This window comes from Xenorhabdus yunnanensis (assembly GCF_028598805.1).
Classification (GTDB): domain Bacteria; phylum Pseudomonadota; class Gammaproteobacteria; order Enterobacterales; family Enterobacteriaceae; genus Xenorhabdus; species Xenorhabdus yunnanensis.
The window spans coordinates 79,489-103,010 of record NZ_JAQRFI010000002.1 but is presented as its reverse complement, the minus strand read 5'-3'; the positions used below and the strand labels follow the sequence as shown (position 1 = coordinate 103,010).

The following is a 23,522-nucleotide window of genomic DNA, read 5'->3' as shown; positions in this document are numbered from 1 at the left end:
ACAATATAAAAATGCTGCAATAAATTAATTCTGGTAAAGTTTTAAAGATATACAAGCAGCACATAACCATAAAATTCGTGAATAACAGGAGAGAATCTTGCCAAATTCAGTCAATGAAAGCCAACATGTTTCTTCACAGGATGTCTTATCTGGTAGGGCCACCCCATTGACCGTATCACCCTACCATGTCATCACAAAGCATGCGATAGATAACATCCCAGAAAATATGGAAATAGCCTATGTAGGAATGGGATGTTTCTGGGGCGTTGAACGCCTTTTCTGGCAACAGGAAGGCATTTACACCACCTCTGTGGGTTATAGTGGGGGCGTCACGCCAAATCCAACTTATGAAGAAGTCTGCACCGGCTTAACCGGCCATGCAGAAATAGTCAGGATCGTATTTGATCCAACTAAAATGACTTATCCACAACTACTCGCTCTGTTCTGGGAAAATCACGATCCTGCTCAAGGCATGCGTCAGCATGGTGATATAGGTACCCAATACCGCTCTGCCCTTTACACGGTTTCGCCACAACAGTATGAGCAGGCAATTGCCAGCCGCAACCAATACCAGCAAGCGATGGAACAAAATAGCGATCAACGCACTATCACAACGGAAATTAGCAAAGCCGGGCCATTCTATTTTGCGGAGGATTATCACCAGCAATACCTCTACAAAAATCCTGAAGGATATTGTGGATTAGGTGGTACTGGAGTCTGTTTCCCGCCAACGCACAGAAACTAGCCGATTTAGTTAGCCCAATGCTATAATCGTTGGGCTAAACTTATTGATTTTTCGGCATCCCGCCGTAATATTTTTTATTTGTATAATTTTTCATCTCACCTCCAGTGCTATTCAAATAAAACCTACCCTATCGCTGGAGATAAGACACGGATACTTTATGTTAAACAGTTTATTAGTAATACTTTTACTTTGTGCTATTAGCGCATTTTTTTCGTTATCAGAAATTTCTCTGGCTGCTTCAAGAAGAATAAAATTAAAACTGATGGCCGATGAAGGGAATCTCAATGCAGCCCATGTCCTTAAGCTGCAAGAAACTCCCGGTATGTTCTTCACTGTGGTTCAAATCGGCCTAAATGCGGTAGCAATCCTTGCGGGGGTGATGGGAGAATCCGCCTTTTCACCCGCCTTGAAAGCACTGTTTATAAAATTCATGCGACCAGAATGGGCAGACCAACTAGGATTCATCTGCTCTTTTACTATCGTTACCAGTACCTTTATCCTGCTTGCTGATTTAACCCCTAAACGTATTGGCATGATTAAGCCCGAAGCCGTTGCCTTGAGAATTGTCAATCCAATGCGTTTCTGTCTGGCAATTTGCCGTCCTCTGGTTTGGTTGTTCAATGGTCTGGCCGACTGTATCCTCAAAATCTTTAAGATCCCGATGGAACGTAATGAAGACATTACATCTGACGATATTTACGCTGTCGTTGAAGCGGGAGCCATTGCTGGCGTACTTCGCAAACAAGAACATGAGTTAATTGAAAATGTTTTCGAACTGGAGTCTCGCACAGTCCCTTCAGCCATGACTTCCCGTGAAAGTGTGGTGTATTTTGACAAGAATGAAGATGAAAACAGCATCAAAGAAAAAATCTCCACTCACCCTCACTCAAAGTTCCTTGTTTGTGATGGTGACATTGACCATGTTATCGGTTATGTGGACTCGAAAGATTTGCTCAACAATGTCTTGAATGGACAAAACCTCAACCTAAAAGATGGTGTCCAAATCCGCAACGCTTTGATGATCCCAGACACGCTTTCACTCTCTGATACACTGGAAAGTTTCAAAGCCGCTGGGGAAGATTTCGCTATTATTCTCAATGAGTATGCTTTGGTAATGGGGATCATCACTCTTAATGACGTCATGACTACCTTAATGGGAGACTTAGTCGGGCAAGGCCAAGAAGAACAAATCGTCATCCGGGATGAAAATTCGTGGCTGGTTGAAGGTGGCACACCAATTGAAGACGTCATGCGGGTTCTGAATATCAATGATTTCCCAGACTCCAGTAATTATGAAACTATCGCTGGCTTTATGATGTTCCGCCTGCGAAAAATTCCAAAACGCACGGATTATGTGAAATTCAGTGGTTATAAGTTTGAAGTGGTAGATATTGATAACTATAAAATCGATCAATTGCTGGTGACAAAAGTTGTCGATACTCTCACACAACCTAATCATCTCAACACCAAACAACCAAATGAAGCGCAAACATAACGCATAAGATCAAAAAACGGCCGCAAGGCCGTTTATTATACTAATGGCTTATGATACTAATGGTATGTATGTTGTCGATCTTGCTACATCCCCATCAGTAGATGGGCAGTCGAAAAACATCACCCCATTTCGGTCTGTAAGCGTAATACTTGCTGGTTAACTTCACTCATTACATGGAAATGACGTTTATCTCTTATCTTCGGGGGTAAAATTTTTCCATAATTAAATTCAAAAGCGCCCATGTCCTTAATATATAAACGCCCACGAAATAGAGTTTTTACGTAGAGAGCAATTTTCAGTGGGTTATAATGGCGAAAGATTTTCATCTCTGTTTTTTTCCTCCCATGCTTCTTACGATACCATTCTATTGCATCACATAACTAATGAATCAGAAGACATGTCACTGTTATGCACAGTGTATAGACTACATATATAAAAATTTGTTCCCCTGAATATCAAGATTCAATCACTACCTTTATGTAATACTATGATATTAATGCACATTAAATTATATACTTTACCTTGTTTACTTATATCTCATCCTGAATGTTATCAAATTGTTTATTTTGTTGAGGACAGCCCTGTTAACAAGCGCTATGCTGAATATGGTGTTCCCTGATAACATTCCACACCATGATAAATAAGGAATAAAGATGATAAAAAACATTGTATTATCTGCAATATTGAGTTTAGCGCCAATATTTGCATTCGCCCACAATATCACATTAAAACAACAAGTTCCCGCAGTCAGTGTGACGGATAAAGGTGAGTTATTACTAAACAATGGTAAATTTAGCTACCAAAAATGGAGCAGCACTGAACTTCCCGGTAAAGTAAGAACGATCCAGCATATTGCCGGTCGTAGCTCCGCAAAAGAAATGAACAATCCCTTGATTCAAGCATTGAAAAATGCTGATTTACCCAAGGATAAATATCAAACAACCAGCATCGTGAATATCGATGATGCTATTTTTGGCACCAGCATTTTTGTTCGCAATAGTCTCGAAGACAGCAAAAAACAGTTCCCGTGGTCACAATTTATTGTAGACAGTAACGGACTGGCTAAAAAAGCTTGGGGACTGGAACCCAAAAGTTCAGCAATCATTGTGCTGGATAAAAACGGTAACGTAAAATTTGTCAAAGATGGCAAGTTAAGTAACGAAGAAATCACGCACGTTATCAGCCTAATCAAAGAAGAATTGAAACAATAACCTAAAGATGATCCTGATTTTCAATCATGGTAATTCTAATGAGCGTACAGTGATAATGGTTCTCCCGCTGTGAACCATTATCACCTTACATTATCACCGTAATAGTATCGTCTTAATATCAAAAAATACTGACCCTGAAGCCTGGATTCAGAAAGGATTCACGTGGTGTATAATTTAGTGTTTTCCCTTCCCAATCCGTTACGTGTGCCCCCGCAGCAATAGCAATGGCATGGCCGGCACCAGTATCCCAGATGTTGGTCGGTCCAAAACGTGGGTAAAGTTGGGCTTTTCCCTCTGCAACCATGCAGAACTTGAGTGAAGACCCGACCGAAAGTGTATCGTGCACACCTAACTGGGAAAGATAATCTTTTAACTCCTCATCATCCTTGTGAGAACGGCTGACTACCACGATCGGAGGTTTCGCTGGAATCACTTTAATGGGAAGTGTCTGACCATTGATCTCTTTCCACGCGTGACGTCCTTGCCCTAAATACAAGACATTCTGTACAGGAACATAAATAACGCCCATCACAGGTACACCATTTTCTACCAATGCGATATTGACGGTAAACTCGCCATTTCGGCGAATAAACTCTTTCGTACCATCCAACGGATCAACCAGCCAATAGCGCTGCCAGTTTTTCCGTTCTTCCCATGCTGGTGGATCTTCTTCTGATAACAATGGGATATCAGGCGCAATCCGCAACAACCCCGCTTTAATGATCTGGTGAGCGGTAATATCCGCTACAGTAACAGGTGAATCATCCATTTTATGTTCTACTTGCAACGGTTGCTCAGCCTGATAAATCTCCATGATCGCCGCGCCTGCTTCCCGTGCCAATTGGCAGATCTGTTGTAGCATCATACACCTCTGCGTTCATTGTTTAGTTATCCCCTCATGTTTTCAAATTGCAACCTTTTTGGCTGTATTGCAAATTGAAATCTATTTTGGGTATACCACTTTAAGCTATATTTTTAGCGCATTTTTTACTGGAATAGCGAATACTTTATTCTTCTATCATTCCCAAATACACATAAAAAAATAGCCGGCTAACCGGCTATTTTTTTAATTATCAATATAATTACAGATCAAAGAATTATAGATCAAAGAATTACGGATCAAAAAATTACAAGATTTCCAGTAATTCTACTTCGAAGATCAGCGTGCTATAAGGAGGAATAGACGCACCTGCGCCACGCTCACCGTAAGCCAGATTGTGAGGGATATACAGTTCCCACTTAGAACCTACTGGCATCAAAGTCAACGCTTCAATCCACCCCGGGATCACGCCGCTGACAGGAAATTCTGCTGGTGTACCGCGCTGTACTGAGCTATCAAATACAGTGCCATCAATCAGACGACCAGTATAATGAACACGAACACGATCGGTACGGGCAGGAATAGCTCCATCACCTTGTGTCAGGACAGAAAATTGCAGACCAGACTCAGTGCTGCTTACACCTTCACGCTGAATGTTTTCTGCCAGGAATTTTTTGCCTTCTTCCGCCATAACCTGCTGACGTTCACGACGAACGCTATCAGCACGTTCATGTATCTCACGTAGCGCACGATGCAGTTCTTCTACAGGAATAGCAGGAGAACGGCTTTCCAACGCATCACATAACCCTGCTAATAGTGCTTCTGGTTCCAACCCTTGTAAGCCAGATTCCTGTAATTGTTGACCAACCTGCAAACCAATACCGTAACTAGCCCGCGCTTCAATAGACTCAAAAGAAGGTTTTGTCATGAAAATACCTGTTATTAAATGAGTGAAGACCCAAGCATAACAGCACTGCCAAGATGGGTAAATGCGTGAAAGGGATCAATAATAGTGTGAGATACCAATTATTGACGTATAACTACTACCACGCCCTTATATTTGAGGAATACTTCTGAGACATAAATAAAAAACGCTGGCAATGCCAGCGTTTTTTATTGTCACATGTTCTTCAGCTAATCAGGGATTAAGCTTCTGGAACGATGTTAACGTTCAACTGTGCGAATACATCGCTGTGTACTTGGAAGTGAACTTCGTGCTCACCAATAGTACGCAGAACGCCGTTAGGCAGGCGAACTTCGCTCTTAGATACTTCAACGCCAGCTGCAGTAACTGCATCAGCGATGTCACGAGTACCGATAGAACCGAACAGTTTACCTTCATCACCCGCTTTAGAAGCGATGGTGACAGCGCCCAATGCACTGATTTTCTCTGCACGAGCTTGCGCTACTGTCAGAACGTCAGCCAGTTTAGCTTCCAGTTCAGCACGGCGAGCTTCGAAGAATTCGATGTTTTTCTTAGTTGCAGGAACAGCTTTGCCCTGTGGTACTAAGAAGTTACGGGCATAACCCGCTTTAACGTTAACTTGGTCACCCAGGCTACCCAGGTTCGCTACTTTATCAAGCAGAATAACTTGCATTACCTTATCCTCTCAAAGTCGTTAATGGACTGAACCTATTACTGATGGCGATCAGTGTAAGGCAACAGAGACAGATAGCGTGCACGCTTGATAGCACGAGCGAGCTGACGCTGGTATTTTGCACGAGTGCCAGTAATACGGCTTGGTACAATTTTACCACTTTCGGTAATGTAGTTTTTCAGCGTAGCAATATCTTTATAATCGATCTCTTGTACGCCTTCCGCGGTAAAGCGGCAGAACTTGCGACGACGGAAATAACGTGCCATTTGGCTAGTCTCCAGAATCTATCAATTCAATCTGCTCGGCATGAAGAACCAGTTTGCTAAGACCATTACGCCCATGATGGGAATTAATGAATCCTGAAACGGCTATTCGACTGCCGACCGTTATACTGTGAGTATGTTCCTGTAACAACTGTCCGCTGGCAATTACGGGCATTCTGCACCATGACTGCCTGCTGAATCCGGCTTCCTGTTGCTGTGAACGATGTTCAAGCACAAACTGACAATGTGGAATACCAGATGGACTGACTTTTCGTATCGGTGCCTTGCACACTGTGCCAGAGAGCACCAATCGATTGGTTGTCACGGTAATTACTCTTCAGAATCCCCAGCTTCATCAGCATCATCAACCAGGCCTTCTTCCAGGACCAGATCACGGCTGCGACGTTCGTCTTTAGCCTTAACCATTGGTGATGCTTCAGTTACTGCGTGCTTAACGCGCATAACCATGCTGCGGATAACGGCGTCGTTGAAGCGGAAGTTAGTTTCCAGCTCATCAATCGCTTCTTGTGGCGCTTCAACGTTCAACAGAACGTAGTGAGCCTTGTGCAGTTTGTTGATTGGGTAAGCCAGTTGACGACGACCCCAGTCTTCCAGACGATGAATCTGACCTTGCGCGTTAGTGATAGTCGCACTGTAACGCTCGATCATGCCCGGAACCTGTTCGCTTTGGTCTGGATGGACCATAAAAACGATTTCGTAATGACGCATTAGATTGCTCCTTACGGATTATTCAGCCTCCTGTCAGGGTCAGCCGTGGCCCATGGAAGCAAGGAACGTGTTTAGTACGGCTGAAAAATTGACGCGTCACTATACCCACACACACAAAAAAACTCAAGGTCCGGGTAGAGAAAAACACATTTATTCTTCTTTCAAGTCATTCGAGGCAGACAAATGACAAATAATTACAGGGCACTTCTCTGACGCACGATTTCAAACAAGCATACCCCTGTCGCTACCGATACGTTCAAAGAAGAGACTGAACCCGCCATTGGAATACTGATCAATTCATCACAATGATCGCGAGTCAATCGGCGCATACCTTCACCTTCCGCCCCCATCACCAGAGCCATTGGGCCAGTCAGCTTACTTTCATATAAAGCATGCGTGGCTTCACCGGCAGTTCCGACAACCCAGATATTGTGTTCTTGCAGTAAACGCAATGTCCGGGCAAGGTTAGTAACGCGAATCAGCGGAACACTTTCTGCAGCGCCACAGGCAACTTTTTTGGCTGTCGCATTCAATTGTGCAGAACGATCACGGGGAACAATAACCGCATCAACCCCCGCAGCATCCGCTGTACGCAAGCAAGCCCCCAGATTATGTGGATCGGTCACACCGTCCAGTACCAGCAGGAATGGGCGATCCAACCGGGATAACAAATCCGGCAAATCATTTTCCTGATACTGACGTCCGGGTTTGACTCGTGCGATGATTCCTTGATGAACAGCACCTTCCGTTTGAGCATCCAGCCATTGGCGATTGGCAATTTGTACCGCAATGCCGATACTTTCCAATTCCTGCAATAATGGCGTTAAACGGCGATCTTCACGCCCTTTCAACACATAAACTTCCATGAAACGTTGTGGATCGCGCTCCAGCAAGGCTTTAACGGCATGGATACCGTAGATAATTTCACTCATGACTGACTGACACCTAACTTACTGATATTTTAGAAGATACTGAAAAAATAGTGGGCGGTATAATCCGCCCTGATTTACGATTGTATAGACTAACTTTTACGGACTAATCTTTACTGATAATTACTCTGCGCTTTTTTCCGCACGTTTTGCTTTCAGTTTTGCCGTAATTCTCTTAGTTTTACTTGACGGTTTTTTCTTTTTGCCTTGATTAGAATTACTTGGCTTAGCCTCTTTAGGCTTTTCCGCACTTTTCTTTTTACGGAAACCGCTATCTGACTCAAAATTGGCTGATTTTTTATGATCACGACCTTTTTTACCATTTTTACGTTCTGGCGTACCTTTTTTCGCCTTATCACGGGATGTCTTACCCTGATTACGCGCTTTACGAGTCGTTGAAAGCAAGGCAAAATCGATATTACGCTCATCCATGTGAACCGCTTCCACACGGATCTCCACCTCATCACCGAGGCGATAAGTTTGCCCGGAAGATTCACCAATCAAGCGCTGACCAACATTATCATATCGGTAATAATCGTTATCCAACTTCGAAACATGCACCAAGCCGTCAATGAACAGATCATTCAAGCGAACAAAAAAACCAAAGCCTGTTACGCTGGTAATCAATCCGGTGAAAACATTACCTACCTGATCTTGCATGAAATCACATTTCAGCCAGTCTGCCACATCCCTTGTCGCTTCATCAGCACGACGCTCGGTCATAGAACAATGGTTGCCCAATTGCAACATGTGTTCCATGTCATTGTGCCAACCCCCAGTTGGGGTCCAACGATGCTCCGCAGCACTATTTTTTTGTACCAGCTCTTTTTGTACCAGCTCTTCTTGTGCCAATAAGTACTTGATAGCCCGATGCAGAGCCAAATCAGGGTAGCGGCGGATTGGCGAAGTAAAGTGAGAGTAAGAACGCAATGCCAAACCAAAGTGTCCCCGATTTTCCGGTTCGTAGATCGCCTGCTTCATGGAACGCAACAACATGGTTTGCAGTAATTCGCGATCCGGCCTGTCGGCAACTTCTTTCATCAATTGCGCATAATCTTTCGGTTCTGGCGTCATGCCACCCAACAAGCTCAACCCTAACTCGTTGAAAACCGAACGCAGGTTCAGAATACTCTCTTCTTTTGGTCGATCATGGATACGATATAACGCGGGTTCATGGTGTTTTTCAACAAAGCGAGCGGCCGCGATATTCGCCAAAATCATACACTCTTCGATAAGTTTATGCGCATCGTTGCGTACAACAGGTTCAATGCGATCAATGCGACGCTCTGCATTAAAGATGAACTTGGCTTCTTCTGATTCAAACGAAATGGTCCCGCGCTGTTCACGTGCCTGCTCCAGTGCTTGATAAAGTTCATGCAGATGCTCAATATGCTTCACCAGCGGCTTGTAGTGATCACGCAACTCTTGATCGCCCTGCAAAATCTTCCAAACTTTTGTATAGGTCAAACGAGCATGTGAATTCATCACCGCTTCGTAAAACTTATAGGAAGATAGTTTACCCTGAGCAGAAACGGTCATTTCGCATACCATACACAGGCGATCAACCTCTGGATTGAGAGAGCACAATCCATTAGACAGCACTTCCGGCAGCATAGGTACAACTTGGGACGGGAAATAGACCGAGTTACCACGGCTGCGTGCTTCTGTATCCAAAGCCGTTTGCGAGCGAACATAGTAACTGACATCCGCAATCGCTACCCACAACCGCCAACCACCGCCGCGTTTTCTTTCGCAAAGTACCGCATCATCGAAATCACGGGCATCTTCGCCATCGATTGTTACCAGTGGTAATTCACGTAAATCTACACGGCCTTGTTTGGCAGATTCCGGCACATTTTCATCCAAATCAGCGACCTGTTCTTCTACCATAGGCGGCCAGCTATGTGGAATTTCATGGGTACGCAGCGCAATTTCAACCGCCATGCTCGTTCCCATGGTTTCGCCCAGTACTTCAACAATTTTACCAATGGCTTTTGTGCGGCGAGTCGGGCGATTTGTTAATTCAACCACCACGACATTGCCCATTCTCGCTCCGCAGATTGCTTCTTTTGGGATCAAGATATCGAAACACAGACGGCTATCATCAGGGACGACAAACCCCATGCCAGCGTCTATAAAGTACCGACCAACAATCTGGCTGCATTTGGGTTCCAAAACCCGCACGATACGTACTTCAATGCGGCCTTTTCTGTCTGGTTGCAAAGGCTGCGCCAGTACAACATCCCCATGGATCGCCATTTTCATCTGTTCGGCGGACAGGTAAAAATCTTCTTTGTGGCCTTCTACACGCAGAAAACCATAGCCATCACGGTGTCCTATCACTGTGCCTTTCAATAAATCCAGCCGCTCTGGCAACGCGTAACATTGACGACGGGTAAAAACCAGTTGTCCATCGCGTTCCATTGCCCGCAAACGGCGGCGCAATGCTTCTTGTGCATCTGGAGTGGTTAACTGAAGTTCTTGTGCTAATTCCTGACGGCTTACCGGAGCGGTGTGTTTAGAAATGATATCCAAGATGTATTCACGGCTTGGGATAGGAGATTCGTATTTTTCAGCCTCTCGTTCCTGAAAAGGATCTTTTGACATCGTCATTCCTCTGTTGTCATCAGCAAGCTGTTTATCCCCTTGCTTCACTTAATCAAAAGCAATTGATAAAGGGGACGATTGTTTTTGACCATATCGGCCAAAGTATGTTTATCCAACTCTTCCAAAAAATTTTCTACCGCTTGATTCAAGACTGATTTTAAGCGACATGCAGGCGTGATTTGACAGGCACTACAGTTAACCAATGAAAGCGGTTCCAATGAGCGAACCACATCACCAATTCTGATCTCGTTGGCAGGTTTACCTAAACTGATGCCGCCATTTTTTCCTCTGACAGCATTCACCAATCCCAAGTGACTAAGTTGATTGATGATCTTTACCATATGGTTACGTGAGACACCATAAACTTCAGTAACCTCTGTAATACTCGTCATTTGGCCTTCTGGTAAAGAAGCCATATAAATCAAGGCACGTAATCCATAATCGGTAAAACTGGTTAACTGCACACTCACCTCTGGGAGACTGAATATAACGGAATTTATTTGGAACCAAAAAATATATGTTTATTGGTTTTCGTTAGTTACTCATCATTATGTGGGTATTTTAAAAATTAAGCAAAATAGGAGACCCGCTTATTTATCTCTTATTACTTTGCTTTAATAACTAAAAAGCTTTAATAACTAAAAAAATAAAAATACCTCAGGCAAGCCAAGGCTATTTCCTAAAAACAAAAACCGGGCATTAAGCCCGGTTATGTATACTTAAAAGATTAAATTATCAATTAAGCATCAAATGGATCACGCAGGATCATGGTTTCTGCACGATCTGGGCCTGTAGAAATAATATCAACAGGAACGTCGGTCAGCTCTTCTACACGTTTGATGTAATCCAATGCTGCTTGTGGCAATTGGCTGTGATCTTTCACACCAAAAGTGCTTTCATCCCAACCTGGCAGAGTTTCATAAACTGCTTCAAGACCTTCCCAGTTCTCTGCTGCCAGTGGCGTCGTGTCAATAACAGAGCCATCAGCCTGACGGTAGCCAACGCAGATTTTCACTTCTTTCAGGCCATCCAACACATCCAATTTAGTCATGCAGAAGCCAGACAGAGAGTTGATTTGGATCGCTCGACGGATAGCAACGATATCCAACCAACCAGTACGACGACTACGGCCTGTGGTTGCACCAAATTCCTGACCTTTCTCACGCAGGTATTCACCTGTTTCATCAAACAGCTCAGTCGGGAATGGGCCAGCACCAACACGGGTGGAGTAGGCTTTGATGATTCCCAATACGTAGTCAACGTAACGTGGACCCAGACCGGAACCCGTTGCAACACCACCCGCAGTAGTATTAGAAGAAGTCACATAAGGATAGGTACCGTGGTCGATATCCAGCAGAGTACCCTGTGCACCTTCGAACATTACCAGCTCACCTTTCTGAGTTGCTTTATAGAGCAGGTCAGAAACGTCAACTACCATGCCAGTCAGGATATCGGCAACAGCCAAAATGTCATCCAATGCTTTCTGGTAATCAATAGCAGGTTCTTTGTAGTAATTAACTAATTGGAAGTTGTGGTAATCGATGATTTCTTTTAGTTTGACAGCGAAAGCTTCTTTATCAAACAGATCGCCGACACGCAGACCACGACGTGCGACTTTATCTTCATATGCAGGGCCGATACCACGGCCTGTTGTACCAATCGCCTTGGCACCACGCGCTTTTTCGCGGGCGTTATCCAATGCAACATGGTAAGGCAGGATCAGCGGACAAGCTTCAGAAATAAGCAGGCGTTCACGTACAGGAACCCCACGTGATTCAAGCTCTTTCATCTCTTTCATCAAAGCATCTGGTGCTAAAACGACCCCATTTGCGATAATGCTAATGACATTTTCACGTAAGATCCCAGATGGGATTAAGTGGAGAACGGTTTTTTCACCGTTGATGACTAGTGTATGGCCCGCGTTGTGGCCCCCTTGATAACGAACTACGTATTTAGCTCGTTCAGTCAGCAAGTCGACGATTTTACCCTTGCCCTCGTCACCCCATTGGGTGCCCAATACGACAACGTTCTTACCCATTTCAAAAGTTCACTCGGTTGCTTAAAAATGGATTCTACCATCTCATTTAGCACCTTTCAGTATTTTTTGTCACTTCTGTTATTTCGTTTAGTCATATAAACGAGCTGCCAAGTAGATATTGGGAATGGAAAAGTATACAAAAAAGCCACTATATGCTTTTTTACAGTGGCTTAGGAGACGACCAGACACACTGGCCGCTGTAGATTTATTTTTATCAATTAACGTGACTAAAGGCTATTTGCCTGTCAAAACCACTTAATTATTCGCATGATAAGGCTGCTTAGATGGCGCTTTCATATAACGGAAGAAATCGTTATCTGGACTGAGTACCATCACATCATTATTCTTGAAGCTATTCTCGTAAGCACGCAAGCTACGGATAAATGCGTAGAACTCAGGATCTTTGCTAAATGAATCAGCAAACAACTTGGTTGCTTCTGCATCACCTTCACCGCGTAAAACCAATGCCTGACTCTTTGCTCTTGCCTTGATTTCAGTTGCGCTCTTATCGGCATCTGCACGGACTTTTTCAGCTTCTTCCTGACCTTGTGAACGATGACGACGCGCTACAGCTTCACGTTCTGCACGCATACGCTGATAAATTGCGTCTGAGACTTCATCTGGCAAGTTAATTTGCTTGATGCGAACGTCAACCACTTCAATCCCCAATGCCGCCATACTATTCGGATTCAGGACTGGTTGTTTGCCTTTCGTTTCTTTCTCAACACGCGCCGCGGCAGAAGCAAGCTCATTGTCTGCTACAGAGTCATCCTCACTTGTTCCCATGTTCAACGCATCACGTACATCTGTTGTCAAACGACCGCGAGAATCTGTTACGATGCCACGCACATCCACTCGACCAATCTCAGAACGCAAGCGGTCACTGAATTTACGTTTCAATAGCAATTCCGCCTGAGAAATTTCTCCAGTACCTGTTGCCAGATAATAGCGACTGAAATCTTTAATCCGCCACTTCAGATAAGAGTCAACGATCAGGTCTTTATTTTCGCTTGTCAGGAAACGGTCAGCCTTGATATCCATAGTCTGGATACGAGCATCGAGCCTTTTAACAGTTTCAATAAATGGAATTTTGAAATGCGGACCAGGCTGATAAACCACTGGCTTATTTTCAGAGTCACGCACAACTTTGCTAAAACGCATCACAATGCCACGCTGACCTTCATATATGATAAATATCGACGAATACAGCACAACCAATATGGCGGCAATAACAAAGACGAACGACTTACGCATGATTATGGTCTCCCTTGTCTTGGCGTCTCAGTACGCAGGTTGTTTGAACCTGAATTACCATAGCTAGAACTGTCATAACCGGAATTGCTATAACTTGAGTGCCCTTGTGTCGATGTAGAATGTGTCGCATTACTCTTTTCTGACATTACATTATGATTTTGCTGAAGTTTTGGTGCTTCAGATTGGCTACGCAGAACTTGATCCAATGGCAGCACCAGCATGTTGTTGCTCTTTTCGTTTGCAATAACTTTACGGGTATGGCTCAGAACACGCTCCATTGTTTCAATGTAAAGACGCTCACGGGTAATTTCTGGTGCTGTTTTATATTCAGGTAGAATTTTGGCAAAACTTGCCACTTCACCCTGTGCATTCAAGACCACACTCGTTTTATAAGCTCTGGCTTCTTCAATGATACGCTGAGCATCACCATTAGCGATTGGTAGAACAGAGTTTTTATAAGCCTCTGCTTCACGAATGGTTTTTTGCTCTTCTTCGCGGGCGGCAATAACATCATCAAATGCAGCTTTCACCTCTTCTGGTGGACGTGCTGTCTGGAAGTTAACGTCCAGCAACTTGATCCCCATGTTGTACGGACGAATAGTTTCTTCCAGTACTTTTTGAGTATCATTACGCACAATCGAACGATCTGCTGTCAGAATTTTTTCCATTGAGTATTTGCCAACCACCCCACGCACAGCACTGTCTGTAGCTTGACGAAGACTATTATCGGGGTTGGTAACATTGAAGAGATAGGCGGCAGGATTTTCTACACGGTACTGAACGTTCATTTCAGCACGCACAACATTTTCATCCGATGTCAGCATAGTACCCGTTGTCGCCAGTTCACGAACAGATTCGACGTTAACGGCACGCACTCGATCGATAAACGTCATTTTCCAGTTCAAGCCAGGCTGAACAACGTGACTGATTTTACCCAATCGAGTAACTACGCCACGTTCTGTTTCTTTAATCGTATAGAAACCACTTACAACCCAAACAACAACTGCAGCAGCAACGGCAAGACCAATAAGACGCCCGCCAAGTTTAGAGTTCTGCTCAGAACCATTCCCACCTTTTTTTCCACCGAGAGCACCGAGTTTTTGGCTCAGTTTACGGAACAGATCGTCGAGATCAGTTGCCCCGCGGTTACTACCACCTTTATTATTGCCGCTGGAGTTGCTGCCATTATTATTGCTGCTTCCCCACGGGTCGCGGTCCTGTCCGTTATTACCGGGCTGATTCCACGCCATGTTTTAGCTCCACTTTTTAGTTTTTACTGGTTTTTCAGAGGTGACTGCTCTCCACCCAAATGTGGGTGAGGCTTCCCACTTCACAGGCCGTTGCCTGTCCCTGACAGGTATGACAGCGGCCTCAGTGGGCAGAAACGACGAACTTCATCGTTTTTGTAAGCAACCAATATTATTGGGTGATACCTTTGACAATGCTAATCCTGTCACTGCAATTCTGGCACAGTCATTTCACCACCGCCATTTCATCTCTGTTACTCCATAACTATCTATTAATTCATAGCTATCTGTTACTTCATAACTATCTGTTACTTCATAACTATAATTACCCTGAAATGGCGGATAAAATGATACCTTGTTTGTTGTCTTGCGCCAATCAATCAGACAACATAGTCTGGCAAATTAGGTTCTTGTTTACACAAACGACACCAATCAACCATTGGCATTCTGACTTCAACACCAACCTGACCATCGTCTTCCATCCATTCACGCTCAATGGCCTGAAGCTGATAAAAACGGCTGCGCAGGCGCCCTGTTTCAGGTGGGAGATGCAATTTATAGTGCGCTATTTCACCTGAAAGAAGCTCGGTCAACGCTTGCAATAACAGAGGAATACCTGCACCGGTTTGTGCAGATAACCACACTCTGATCGGACGATTTTCTTCATCACGATCAATGCGGGGAATAAAATCTTCCAACATATCGATTTTATTCATCACCAGTAACGAAGGGATCTCGTGAGATTCAATCTCTTCAAGGACACTGTCAACAGCAATAATGTTTTCATCAAGACGATTATCTACCGCATCAACAACATGCAGCAACAATCTCGCCTGCCGGGTTTCCTGTAAAGTCGCCTTAAACGCCGCCACCAAATCATGGGGCAAATGGCGGATAAAACCTACTGTATCAGCCAGAACAACAGTACCGACATCATTCACATCTATCCGGCGCAGGGTCGGATCTAGGGTAGCAAAAAGCTGGTCAGCCGCATAAACTTCAGCTGAAGTTATTTTATTAAATAGACTGGATTTCCCCGCATTAGTGTAACCGACAAGAGAAACTGTTGGGATATCGGCTTTATTGCGTGCCTGACGTCCCTGTTCACGCTGTTTCTCTACTTTGTTGAGACGTCCCAAAATCTGCTTGATTTTGTCACGCAACATACGGCGGTCACTTTCTAACTGGGTTTCTCCAGGCCCACGCAGCCCGATTCCCCCTTTTTGGCGTTCAAGGTGAGTCCAGCCCCGAATCAGACGGGTGGACAGGTGACGCAATTGTGCCAATTCGACTTGTAACTTGCCTTCGTGCGTTCTTGCCCGCTGGGCAAAAATATCCAGAATCACTCCCGTGCGATCAACAACACGGCATTGGCACAAGCGCTCAAGATTACGTTCCTGAGCAGGGCTAAGGGCATGGTTAAACAACACCACATCTGCACCACTGTTTTTGACAGCTTCAGCAATTTCCTCTGCCTTGCCCTCTCCGACGAAATATTTCGGATGAGGCGCCTTCCGGCTTCCCGTTACAATCTGCACAGGAGAAACATTTGCGGAAGTCACCAATGACTCAAATTCACTGAGATTTTCCGTATCTTTTTCCTGTGAGAAGAAAACATGCACCAGAACGGCTAACTCTCCGCCTTCATAACGATCAAACAACGGTGCAACCCCTCAGGCTAAGTAAAAACCCAATAAGAAAAAACATAGGTAAAGTCTCCCTACCTATGTTTTATTTACGTCAGGCACGGTCGCTGATTTACTCAGCGCCATCACTTTCCTGTTGTGCTGCTGTGCTAGTGCCAGCATGATAATTTCCAACTCCAGTCGGTGCACTCTGGTTGTTACCATGATGAGATACCGGACGGGAAGGCACAACAGTCGAGATGGCGTGTTTATAAACCATCTGGCTAACCGTGTTTTTCAGTAAAATAACAAATTGGTCAAAAGATTCAATCTGACCCTGCAATTTGATGCCGTTGACCAAATAAATAGAAACCGGGACCCTTTCACGCCGTAACGCGTTCAGGAATGGATCTTGCAAAGATTGCCCCTTAGCCATTCTATATTTTCCTTATATTTTGTTTTTAACTAAGAACCGATTGGTTCGAAAAAGTAACTACTCAAAAATGATACTTTGTACTGATCAATTGTACACAATCAATGAATTTATGTACTAATAACCTTCATGACTGTATTTAGGGCTTGTTTAGGTTGGTCGCTATCCAACCAGGTCACATTGCTCCAACCTCTGAGCCATGTAATCTGACGCTTCGCCAATTGGCGTGTCGCACAGATACCACGATAAACCATCTCATCATGAGATATTTCGCCCGCAAGATAAGACCACATCTGACGATAACCAACACAACGAATGGAGGGTAAATCTGTATGCAAATCCTTACGAGCATAAAGCGCTTTCACTTCATCTTCAAACCTTGATTTGATCATTTGTTCAAAACGAGCTGCGATGCGCTGATGCAAAATTTCACGATTTGCTGGCGCGATCGCAAATTGATGAACCCTATAAGGCAGCACTTCCCCAGATGTTTCAGTCAATTCAGTTAAAGTTTTACCCGAAATCCGAAAAACTTCCAGTGCACGAGTAAGACGTTGTGGATCATTAGGGTGAATTCTTGCAGCAGAAACCGGATCAATTTCCTGTAATTGCCGATGCAATGCATCCCACCCAAGTTCCGCCGCCTGCTGCTCAATCTGAGTCCTAATTTCTAGATCTGCAGAAGGCAAAGGCGATAATCCTTCCAGCAATGCTTTGAAATATAGCATGGTTCCACCAACCAGGAGTGGAATTCTCCCAGCAGCTGTAATTTCTGCCATTTCTTGCAATGCATCACGGCGAAAATCAGCCGCAGAATAAACTTCGGCAGGATCAAGAACATCGATCAAACGATGAGGTGCCAGTGCCTGCTCTTCTGCGGAAGGTTTTGCAGTCCCAATATCCATTCCACGATAAATCAACGCAGAGTCAACGCTGATTAATTCAACCGGAAGATGCTGGCGCAAGGCGATCGATAATGCCGTTTTCCCGGAGGCCGTCGGTCCCATGATAAAAATGGCTGTCGGCAGATGTTGAGTTTTTAAATCACTCATGATTAAGAAGTGCCACCACTGCTTGTAGATCAATTAACTGTAATAACCCATCCGGTGGCGATCCCACCAGTTGAGGGCAAAGACGCTCGACATCAGCCAAAAGCTGAACGGCTTGCGCGATGTTCCACATTTCATGCTCGCTACCCACGTGACGGGAAAGCCAAACAGCAACCTGCTCAGCAGAAGCCGTTGGTTGTTCCCCGAGATAGCCCAACAGCTCCGGCAAGAGTTTCGGCAGGTTCTGTTGGCGCAGAGGCAACGATACCGCATGAATGGTTACTTTTCCATGCGCGACTGTCGATTCAATGCCAAAAGTCTTTAACAGGTCACTATTCTGCTTCAAGACATTCATTTCTGACTGATTGAGAGCAAGTTTCAGAGGGATCAATAGCGGCTGGGATTTTAGCCCTTGTTCCCCCGGAGTCAGTTGTGCCTGTTTCAACCAGCGTTCAGCCACTGGCAGAGAAAGCAGCCCAATTTCCAATGGGGATTCGATCAAGGCATAACAACCTGCATAGATACACAATACTTTTCCGAAACTGTATTTTCCCTGCCCTGCTTGCACTGATGTAGTATGGACAGATGTAGTAAGGACAGATGTAGTAAGGACAGATACCGGATTGGCAGTCGGCGCGCTCGGTGACGGATAAATTCTTCCCGATTTGGGTATATCTTTTCCCAGAAGAGTGCTTTCCCGTTTCCCTTTCTCTGGAAATAACGGACGTTTTTCTTCCGGTGAGGACTGCATCAACTTCTGGTACAACTCACCCTGCTTTTTCTGATAGTTTTCCCCATGATGCGTGTGCTGTGTGCCACTGCCTGAATGTTGGCGTTCTCCGGTCGACAGCTTTTCGCTATTATGGTTTTTATTGCCATCTTGATTCTTACTGCCATCATGATGTCGTGAAGATGCCGCCTCTGCCTGCACTACACGATTGCGGAGAAAATGGTTTTCTCCCGCAGAAGGACGGTTTTCCGGCACCCAGCTCGCAGCAGTCTCTTGACAGCCAAGCTCCAACTCATCCCCCGCTCCGCGTTGTTTTAGTACCGCAGCCACTCCTTGGTAAATAAAATCATGTACCAAGCGAGCCTGATGGAAACGCACTTCATGTTTAGCTGGATGCACATTGACATCCACTTGGTGCGGATCGATTTCGAGATACAAAACATAAGCAGGCTGTTGTTCACCCTGAATCAAGTCCTGATAAGCTTGACGAATCGCATGATTAATCAGACGATCCCGCATCATGCGTCCATTAACATAGCAATATTGAATATCGCTTACTGCCGTGGCATTCACAGGATCAGCAATCCAGCCCTTAATGGACAAGGAATCATGCTGCCATGACAACGCCAACGCCTGCTGTACAAACGCTGCCCCACAAATGGCTGCCAAACGTCGTTCATGCTGAGACTCATCTTTAGCAGGACGATACTGACGCACCAATTTTCCATTGTGATTCAGATTGATGGCGATATCCAACCGTGCCAGAGCTATCCGGCGCACCACTTCATCAATATGACCAAATTCCGTTTTTTCCGTTCTCAGAAATTTTCGGCGGGCAGGTGTGTTATAAAACAGATCCAACACTTCAACCGTTGTCCCAACAGGATGAGCGGCAGGTTTCACCGTGATTTCCATATCACGGCCTTCTGCATAAGATTGCCACGCTTCTGTCTGGCTTTCAGGGCGGGAAGTTAATGTCAGCCTTGAAACAGAGCTGATACTAGCCAGAGCCTCCCCACGAAACCCCATACTGACAATCGCTTCCAAATCATCCAATGAAGCTATTTTACTGGTTGCATGGCGCGCTAATGCCAGAGTCAAATCCTGCTGGCTAATGCCACAGCCATTATCGCGGATTCGAATCAGCTTTGCGCCGCCCCGTTCAATATCAATGTCAATGCGGGTTGCACCGGCATCAAGGCTATTTTCCACCAATTCTTTCACTACAGAAGCAGGGCGTTCAACCACTTCACCGGCAGCAATCTGGTTTGCCAATTGTGGGGGTAATATCTTGATAGCCATATTTAACCTTTTTGACAGACATATATTGGTTACTTTGGCACAGCCTATTTATCTCGGCGCTGCCTGTAATGGGTTAGCCAGAAAATAGTGACGTAGCCCCAAATGGATGGCTTGTGCCAATTTTTCCTGATACTGATTGGAACCCAATAACCCTTCTTCAGACAAATTACTGATAAAACCCGTTTCGACTAAAATGGACGGGATATCTGGCGAGCGCAATACGCCAAGGCTTGCGTGTTCTGGCGTACGCTTATGCAGGGAACCAATTTTGGATAACTGGTTTAAGACTTGCATGGCAACGTCATAGCCAACCCGCTGAGAATGCCCAAATTGCAAATCCAATACCGCCTGACTCAGATACGGATCAGTTCCATTGGCGAGGGCATTTCCCGCACCTCCCAATAACTCCGATTGTTTCTCATGTTTCTCCAGCCAAGTCCCTAATTCACTGTTTGCACGACGGTTAGAGAGCACCCAAACAGAAGCACCTCTGGCGCTGCGGTTGGGAGCTGCATCTGCATGAATCGAGACCAGCATATTGGCTTTATGCTTACGGGCAACTTCAGAGCGCCCAGCCACAGAGACAAAATAATCGCCATTGCGCGTCAATACAGGCGTAAACATGGGATCATTGCGCAAAAGGGCTTCCAATTTACGGGCAACACTACTAGTGACGTTTTTCTCTCTCAGCCCTCGTTGCCCAATCGCACCAGGATCTTGTCCACCATGCCCCGCATCAATGGCGATAACAACCGTACGAGGTCCTCTTTCTTTCGCAGCTTGAGTCACCTGCTTTTTTGCATCTTGCTCACGGTGATTAGATACTGGCTTAGTTTCTTTTCCTATTTCTTTTCCCGTCATTGACGCATTGTTTGTAAGTAACCGCTTACTTTCACTTTGTGAGACGTGTTTATTGGATACAAATGAATTTATCCCTGCTCCATTGGCTTTCAGTGTCATCACTACTTGCGATTTATTACCAACATGTTTCACCGTGGAAGTGGCTGTGGACTTATGTGCCAACTCCAGCACCACCCGCTGATGATGTGCATCAGGTGACTGGCTGGAACGTACAAGTTTTACCAGATTCTGATCAGATAAACGCATCGGCAACCCAAAAATTTTACTGGCTTGGCGAATGTCCACCACCACTCGTTCAGGAGAATGCAAAGGAAAAAATCGATAATCAGGATACCCGCCAACGAATTCCAACGTCACTACGGTCTCGGATCGACCATTATTCACATGAATATTCGACAACGTAGCCGCTGCTGCTGTCATGACCAACTGGTTCAACATGAAAAACAAAACACAGGCCATCACCCAACGGGCACGCCAATTTTTTATCACATTCACGAAAATATTCACGAAAAAGGCATTCATCATGGCCGGGTATTCCTTCATAAGGACTTCAAATTATCCAACAGACTTTCACCATATTCAGATAACGCAACAAAACGAGCCTGTCGCCCTTCACTGTCATAACTCAAGTGCAACTCAATATCAGCATCAGGCAAAACACCCGCCCCCTGCTGAGGCCACTCCACCAAACAAATGGAGTCCTGATGAAAATAATCACGGATCCCCATAAATTCCAGCTCTTCAGGATCAGCCAGACGGTAAAGATCGAAATGATAAACAGGCCGTGGTTGTAAGGTATAAGGCTCGACTAGCGTATAAGTTGGGCTTTTCACATGCCCCTGATGGCCGAGAGCTTGTAAAAAACCACGACTGAACGTAGTTTTCCCCGCGCCAAGATCGCCGTATAAATAAATAACATAGCCGCGATCGCCAACTGCTGCCACTGCATTACCTAATGCGACTGTGGCATCTTCATTTGGAAGTGATAAAACGAGTTCTTTCATCGAAAAATATCTATTTTGATTTATTGAATTAAAGACTAATCAGGTAGACATATCAGTTAAATAGCTTAATCAATAGCCATAACATAATTCAGACATTACCATTTAGCCTCTTCTACACCGCTGTAACGGCTACATACCCCATTTTTTGTATTCAATCCCCACTGTGTTAAGCTAAATGCCCTCTTTCAGCAGTAATTTGATATTCCATGACAACCCCCCTCGATCTGAATCTTCTAGCAACAAATATCAAGCAATGGGGCCTTTCCCTTGGCTTCCAGCAAGTCGGCATCTGTGACACCGATTTATCGGCAGAAGAGCCGAGACTACAGGAATGGCTTGATAAGCAATATCATGGCGAAATGGACTGGATGGCTCGTCACGGCATGATGCGTGCACGCCCTCATGAACTTCTGCCGGGAACTTTGCGGGTTATCAGTATACGCATGAATTATCTGCCCGCTAAGGCCGCGTTTGCCAGTACACTTAACAATCCGCAAATGGGTTATGTTAGCCGCTATTCGCTGGGCAGAGATTACCATAAACTGCTGCGTCAACGTCTCAAAAAACTGGGTGACAAGATTCAAGAATATTGTGACACTCATGAATATCAGGGAACTCTGAATTTTCGTCCTTTTGTCGATTCCGCCCCTATTATGGAACGCCCACTCGCAGAAAAAGCAGGACTTGGATGGGTTGGTAAACACTCACTTATATTGAACCGTGAATCAGGCTCTTGGTTTTTTCTGGGCGAATTGCTGATTAACCTTCCCCTACCCATTGATGCTCCACAAAATGAGCAATGTGGGCGCTGTGTAGCCTGTATGACAACTTGCCCAACGGGTGCTATTGTCGAGCCTTACACTATCGATGCCCGACGTTGCATTTCTTATCTGACCATTGAATTGGAAGGAGCTATTCCGGAAGAATTTCGTCCACTGATGGGCAACCGGATTTATGGCTGTGATGATTGCCAGCTTATTTGCCCCTGGAACCGTTTTTCTCAATTAACGGATGAAGCCGACTTCAGCCCACGAGCAGCACTGCATACTCCTGAGCTACTAGATCTATTCAATTGGAGTGAGGAAAAGTTCCTGCGTATCACAGAAGGCTCGGCAATTCGCCGTATTGGATATTTACGCTGGCTACGCAACGTTTCCGTCGCTTTGGGCAACGCGCCGTATCAAGCTGATATCGTGTTGGTACTGGAAAAAAGAATTGGTTTAAGCGAAGTTTTGGATGAACATATCCACTGGGCTATAGCTCAACAAATGGCTCGCCGAAATGCTAATACAATTGAAGTTCAAACCTCACAACAAAAACGGTTGATACGAGCAATAACCAAAGGATTACCTCGAGATGCTTAATAATCAATCAGCTTAATTTATTGTCAAAAAAATCCTTTATCTCCTTGTGAATAAAATAGAAATACTTTTCTAACCAACTAAAAAATAGAAAATGAATATTGATGACAATATTTTAAAATCAGATTAATTATTTCAATTAATCAATAAGTTAAGTTTTAACTATTATTTTAATAGATAAATTAGGGAAGCCAAATACGAAATAGTCTCCTGTGGATAAC

The 23,522-nt window shown here is 44.7% G+C and carries 24 protein-coding genes; 5 read left to right on the top strand and 19 right to left on the bottom strand.

Annotation, left to right across the window (positions count from 1 at the left end):
* The first annotated feature begins 97 nt into the window (after window positions 1–97).
* The gene (gene msrA, locus PSI23_RS01320; RefSeq protein WP_273553370.1) at window positions 98–745 is read left to right on the top strand and encodes a peptide-methionine (S)-S-oxide reductase MsrA; all 648 of its coding nucleotides are present in this window, start codon (window positions 98–100) and stop codon (window positions 743–745) included.
* A 157-nt stretch (window positions 746–902) separates the two neighbouring features.
* Window positions 903–2,240: a polyamine export protein PaeA gene (gene paeA, locus PSI23_RS01315; RefSeq protein ID WP_273553369.1), complete on the top strand. Its 1,338-nt coding sequence runs from the start codon at window positions 903–905 to the stop codon at window positions 2,238–2,240.
* A gap of 119 nt (window positions 2,241–2,359) precedes the next feature.
* Here paeA and PSI23_RS01310 read toward each other — a convergent pair whose 3' ends face one another.
* The gene (locus PSI23_RS01310; RefSeq protein WP_273553368.1) at window positions 2,360–2,566 is read right to left on the bottom strand and encodes a DUF1107 domain-containing protein; all 207 of its coding nucleotides are present in this window, start codon (window positions 2,564–2,566) and stop codon (window positions 2,360–2,362) included.
* A gap of 327 nt (window positions 2,567–2,893) precedes the next feature.
* Here PSI23_RS01310 and PSI23_RS01305 point away from each other — a divergent pair, with 327 nt between their 5' ends.
* Window positions 2,894–3,451: a YtfJ family protein gene (locus tag PSI23_RS01305; RefSeq protein ID WP_273553367.1), complete on the top strand. Its 558-nt coding sequence runs from the start codon at window positions 2,894–2,896 to the stop codon at window positions 3,449–3,451.
* Between the two features lie 118 nt (window positions 3,452–3,569).
* On the opposite strand, the gene cysQ is transcribed toward PSI23_RS01305, so the two are convergent.
* From cysQ to hflK, 12 genes are all read right to left on the bottom strand, one after another.
* Window positions 3,570–4,313 (bottom strand): 3'(2'),5'-bisphosphate nucleotidase CysQ, encoded by a 744-nt coding sequence (cysQ, locus tag PSI23_RS01300; RefSeq protein WP_273553446.1) that lies wholly within the window; start codon window positions 4,311–4,313, stop codon window positions 3,570–3,572.
* Window positions 4,314–4,578: 265 nt separating this feature from the next.
* On the bottom strand, window positions 4,579–5,199 hold the full coding sequence (gene bamJ, locus PSI23_RS01295; protein WP_273553366.1) for a BamJ family beta-barrel-assembly machinery protein: 621 nt from the start codon (window positions 5,197–5,199) through the stop codon (window positions 4,579–4,581).
* A gap of 217 nt (window positions 5,200–5,416) precedes the next feature.
* Window positions 5,417–5,869 (bottom strand): 50S ribosomal protein L9, encoded by a 453-nt coding sequence (gene rplI, locus PSI23_RS01290; protein ID WP_273553365.1) that lies wholly within the window; start codon window positions 5,867–5,869, stop codon window positions 5,417–5,419.
* 38 nt (window positions 5,870–5,907) lie between these two features.
* Complete coding sequence (gene rpsR / locus PSI23_RS01285; RefSeq protein ID WP_000135199.1) at window positions 5,908–6,135, bottom strand: 30S ribosomal protein S18; 228 nt, start codon at window positions 6,133–6,135, stop codon at window positions 5,908–5,910.
* A gap of 4 nt (window positions 6,136–6,139) precedes the next feature.
* Window positions 6,140–6,457 carry a primosomal replication protein N gene (gene priB, locus PSI23_RS01280; RefSeq protein WP_273553364.1) on the bottom strand — a complete coding sequence of 106 codons (318 nt, stop codon included), beginning with the start codon at window positions 6,455–6,457 and terminating at the stop codon, window positions 6,140–6,142.
* Between the two features lie 5 nt (window positions 6,458–6,462).
* Complete coding sequence (gene rpsF / locus PSI23_RS01275; RefSeq protein ID WP_273553363.1) at window positions 6,463–6,861, bottom strand: 30S ribosomal protein S6; 399 nt, start codon at window positions 6,859–6,861, stop codon at window positions 6,463–6,465.
* A 194-nt stretch (window positions 6,862–7,055) separates the two neighbouring features.
* Window positions 7,056–7,793: a 23S rRNA (guanosine(2251)-2'-O)-methyltransferase RlmB gene (gene rlmB, locus PSI23_RS01270; protein WP_273553362.1), complete on the bottom strand. Its 738-nt coding sequence runs from the start codon at window positions 7,791–7,793 to the stop codon at window positions 7,056–7,058.
* 120 nt (window positions 7,794–7,913) lie between these two features.
* On the bottom strand, window positions 7,914–10,397 hold the full coding sequence (gene rnr / locus PSI23_RS01265) for a ribonuclease R (protein ID WP_273553361.1): 2,484 nt from the start codon (window positions 10,395–10,397) through the stop codon (window positions 7,914–7,916).
* Window positions 10,398–10,441: 44 nt separating this feature from the next.
* The gene (gene nsrR, locus PSI23_RS01260; RefSeq protein ID WP_273553360.1) at window positions 10,442–10,861 is read right to left on the bottom strand and encodes a nitric oxide-sensing transcriptional repressor NsrR; all 420 of its coding nucleotides are present in this window, start codon (window positions 10,859–10,861) and stop codon (window positions 10,442–10,444) included.
* A 275-nt stretch (window positions 10,862–11,136) separates the two neighbouring features.
* Window positions 11,137–12,435: an adenylosuccinate synthase gene (locus tag PSI23_RS01255; RefSeq protein ID WP_273553359.1), complete on the bottom strand. Its 1,299-nt coding sequence runs from the start codon at window positions 12,433–12,435 to the stop codon at window positions 11,137–11,139.
* Window positions 12,436–12,690: 255 nt separating this feature from the next.
* On the bottom strand, window positions 12,691–13,689 hold the full coding sequence (hflC, locus tag PSI23_RS01250; RefSeq protein ID WP_273553358.1) for a protease modulator HflC: 999 nt from the start codon (window positions 13,687–13,689) through the stop codon (window positions 12,691–12,693).
* A 2-nt stretch (window positions 13,690–13,691) separates the two neighbouring features.
* Complete coding sequence (gene hflK, locus PSI23_RS01245; RefSeq protein WP_273553357.1) at window positions 13,692–14,939, bottom strand: FtsH protease activity modulator HflK; 1,248 nt, start codon at window positions 14,937–14,939, stop codon at window positions 13,692–13,694.
* 40 nt (window positions 14,940–14,979) lie between these two features.
* Here hflK and PSI23_RS01240 point away from each other — a divergent pair, with 40 nt between their 5' ends.
* Window positions 14,980–15,201 (top strand): hypothetical protein, encoded by a 222-nt coding sequence (locus PSI23_RS01240; RefSeq protein ID WP_273553356.1) that lies wholly within the window; start codon window positions 14,980–14,982, stop codon window positions 15,199–15,201.
* Between the two features lie 115 nt (window positions 15,202–15,316).
* Here PSI23_RS01240 and hflX read toward each other — a convergent pair whose 3' ends face one another.
* The 6 genes from hflX to tsaE form a co-directional block, all read right to left on the bottom strand.
* Window positions 15,317–16,597, bottom strand: coding sequence for a ribosome rescue GTPase HflX (gene hflX / locus PSI23_RS01235; RefSeq protein WP_273553355.1), 1,281 nt, complete (start codon window positions 16,595–16,597; stop codon window positions 15,317–15,319).
* 97 nt (window positions 16,598–16,694) lie between these two features.
* Complete coding sequence (gene hfq / locus PSI23_RS01230; protein WP_273553354.1) at window positions 16,695–16,997, bottom strand: RNA chaperone Hfq; 303 nt, start codon at window positions 16,995–16,997, stop codon at window positions 16,695–16,697.
* Window positions 16,998–17,104: 107 nt separating this feature from the next.
* Entirely contained in the window at window positions 17,105–18,046 is a 942-nt protein-coding gene (miaA, locus tag PSI23_RS01225; protein ID WP_273553353.1) for a tRNA (adenosine(37)-N6)-dimethylallyltransferase MiaA, read from the bottom strand.
* Complete coding sequence (gene mutL / locus PSI23_RS01220) at window positions 18,039–20,075, bottom strand: DNA mismatch repair endonuclease MutL (RefSeq protein ID WP_273553352.1); 2,037 nt, start codon at window positions 20,073–20,075, stop codon at window positions 18,039–18,041. The genes miaA and mutL overlap by 8 nt, the downstream gene beginning before the upstream one ends.
* Window positions 20,076–20,123: 48 nt before the next feature.
* Complete coding sequence (amiB, locus tag PSI23_RS01215) at window positions 20,124–21,479, bottom strand: N-acetylmuramoyl-L-alanine amidase AmiB (RefSeq protein WP_273553351.1); 1,356 nt, start codon at window positions 21,477–21,479, stop codon at window positions 20,124–20,126.
* Window positions 21,476–21,940, bottom strand: coding sequence for a tRNA (adenosine(37)-N6)-threonylcarbamoyltransferase complex ATPase subunit type 1 TsaE (gene tsaE, locus PSI23_RS01210; RefSeq protein WP_273553350.1), 465 nt, complete (start codon window positions 21,938–21,940; stop codon window positions 21,476–21,478). The genes amiB and tsaE overlap by 4 nt, the downstream gene beginning before the upstream one ends.
* Before the next feature lie 206 nt (window positions 21,941–22,146).
* Between tsaE and queG the strand changes: the two genes are divergently transcribed.
* Entirely contained in the window at window positions 22,147–23,304 is a 1,158-nt protein-coding gene (queG, locus tag PSI23_RS01205) for a tRNA epoxyqueuosine(34) reductase QueG (RefSeq protein ID WP_273553349.1), read from the top strand.
* The last annotated feature ends 218 nt before the right edge of the window (window positions 23,305–23,522 follow it).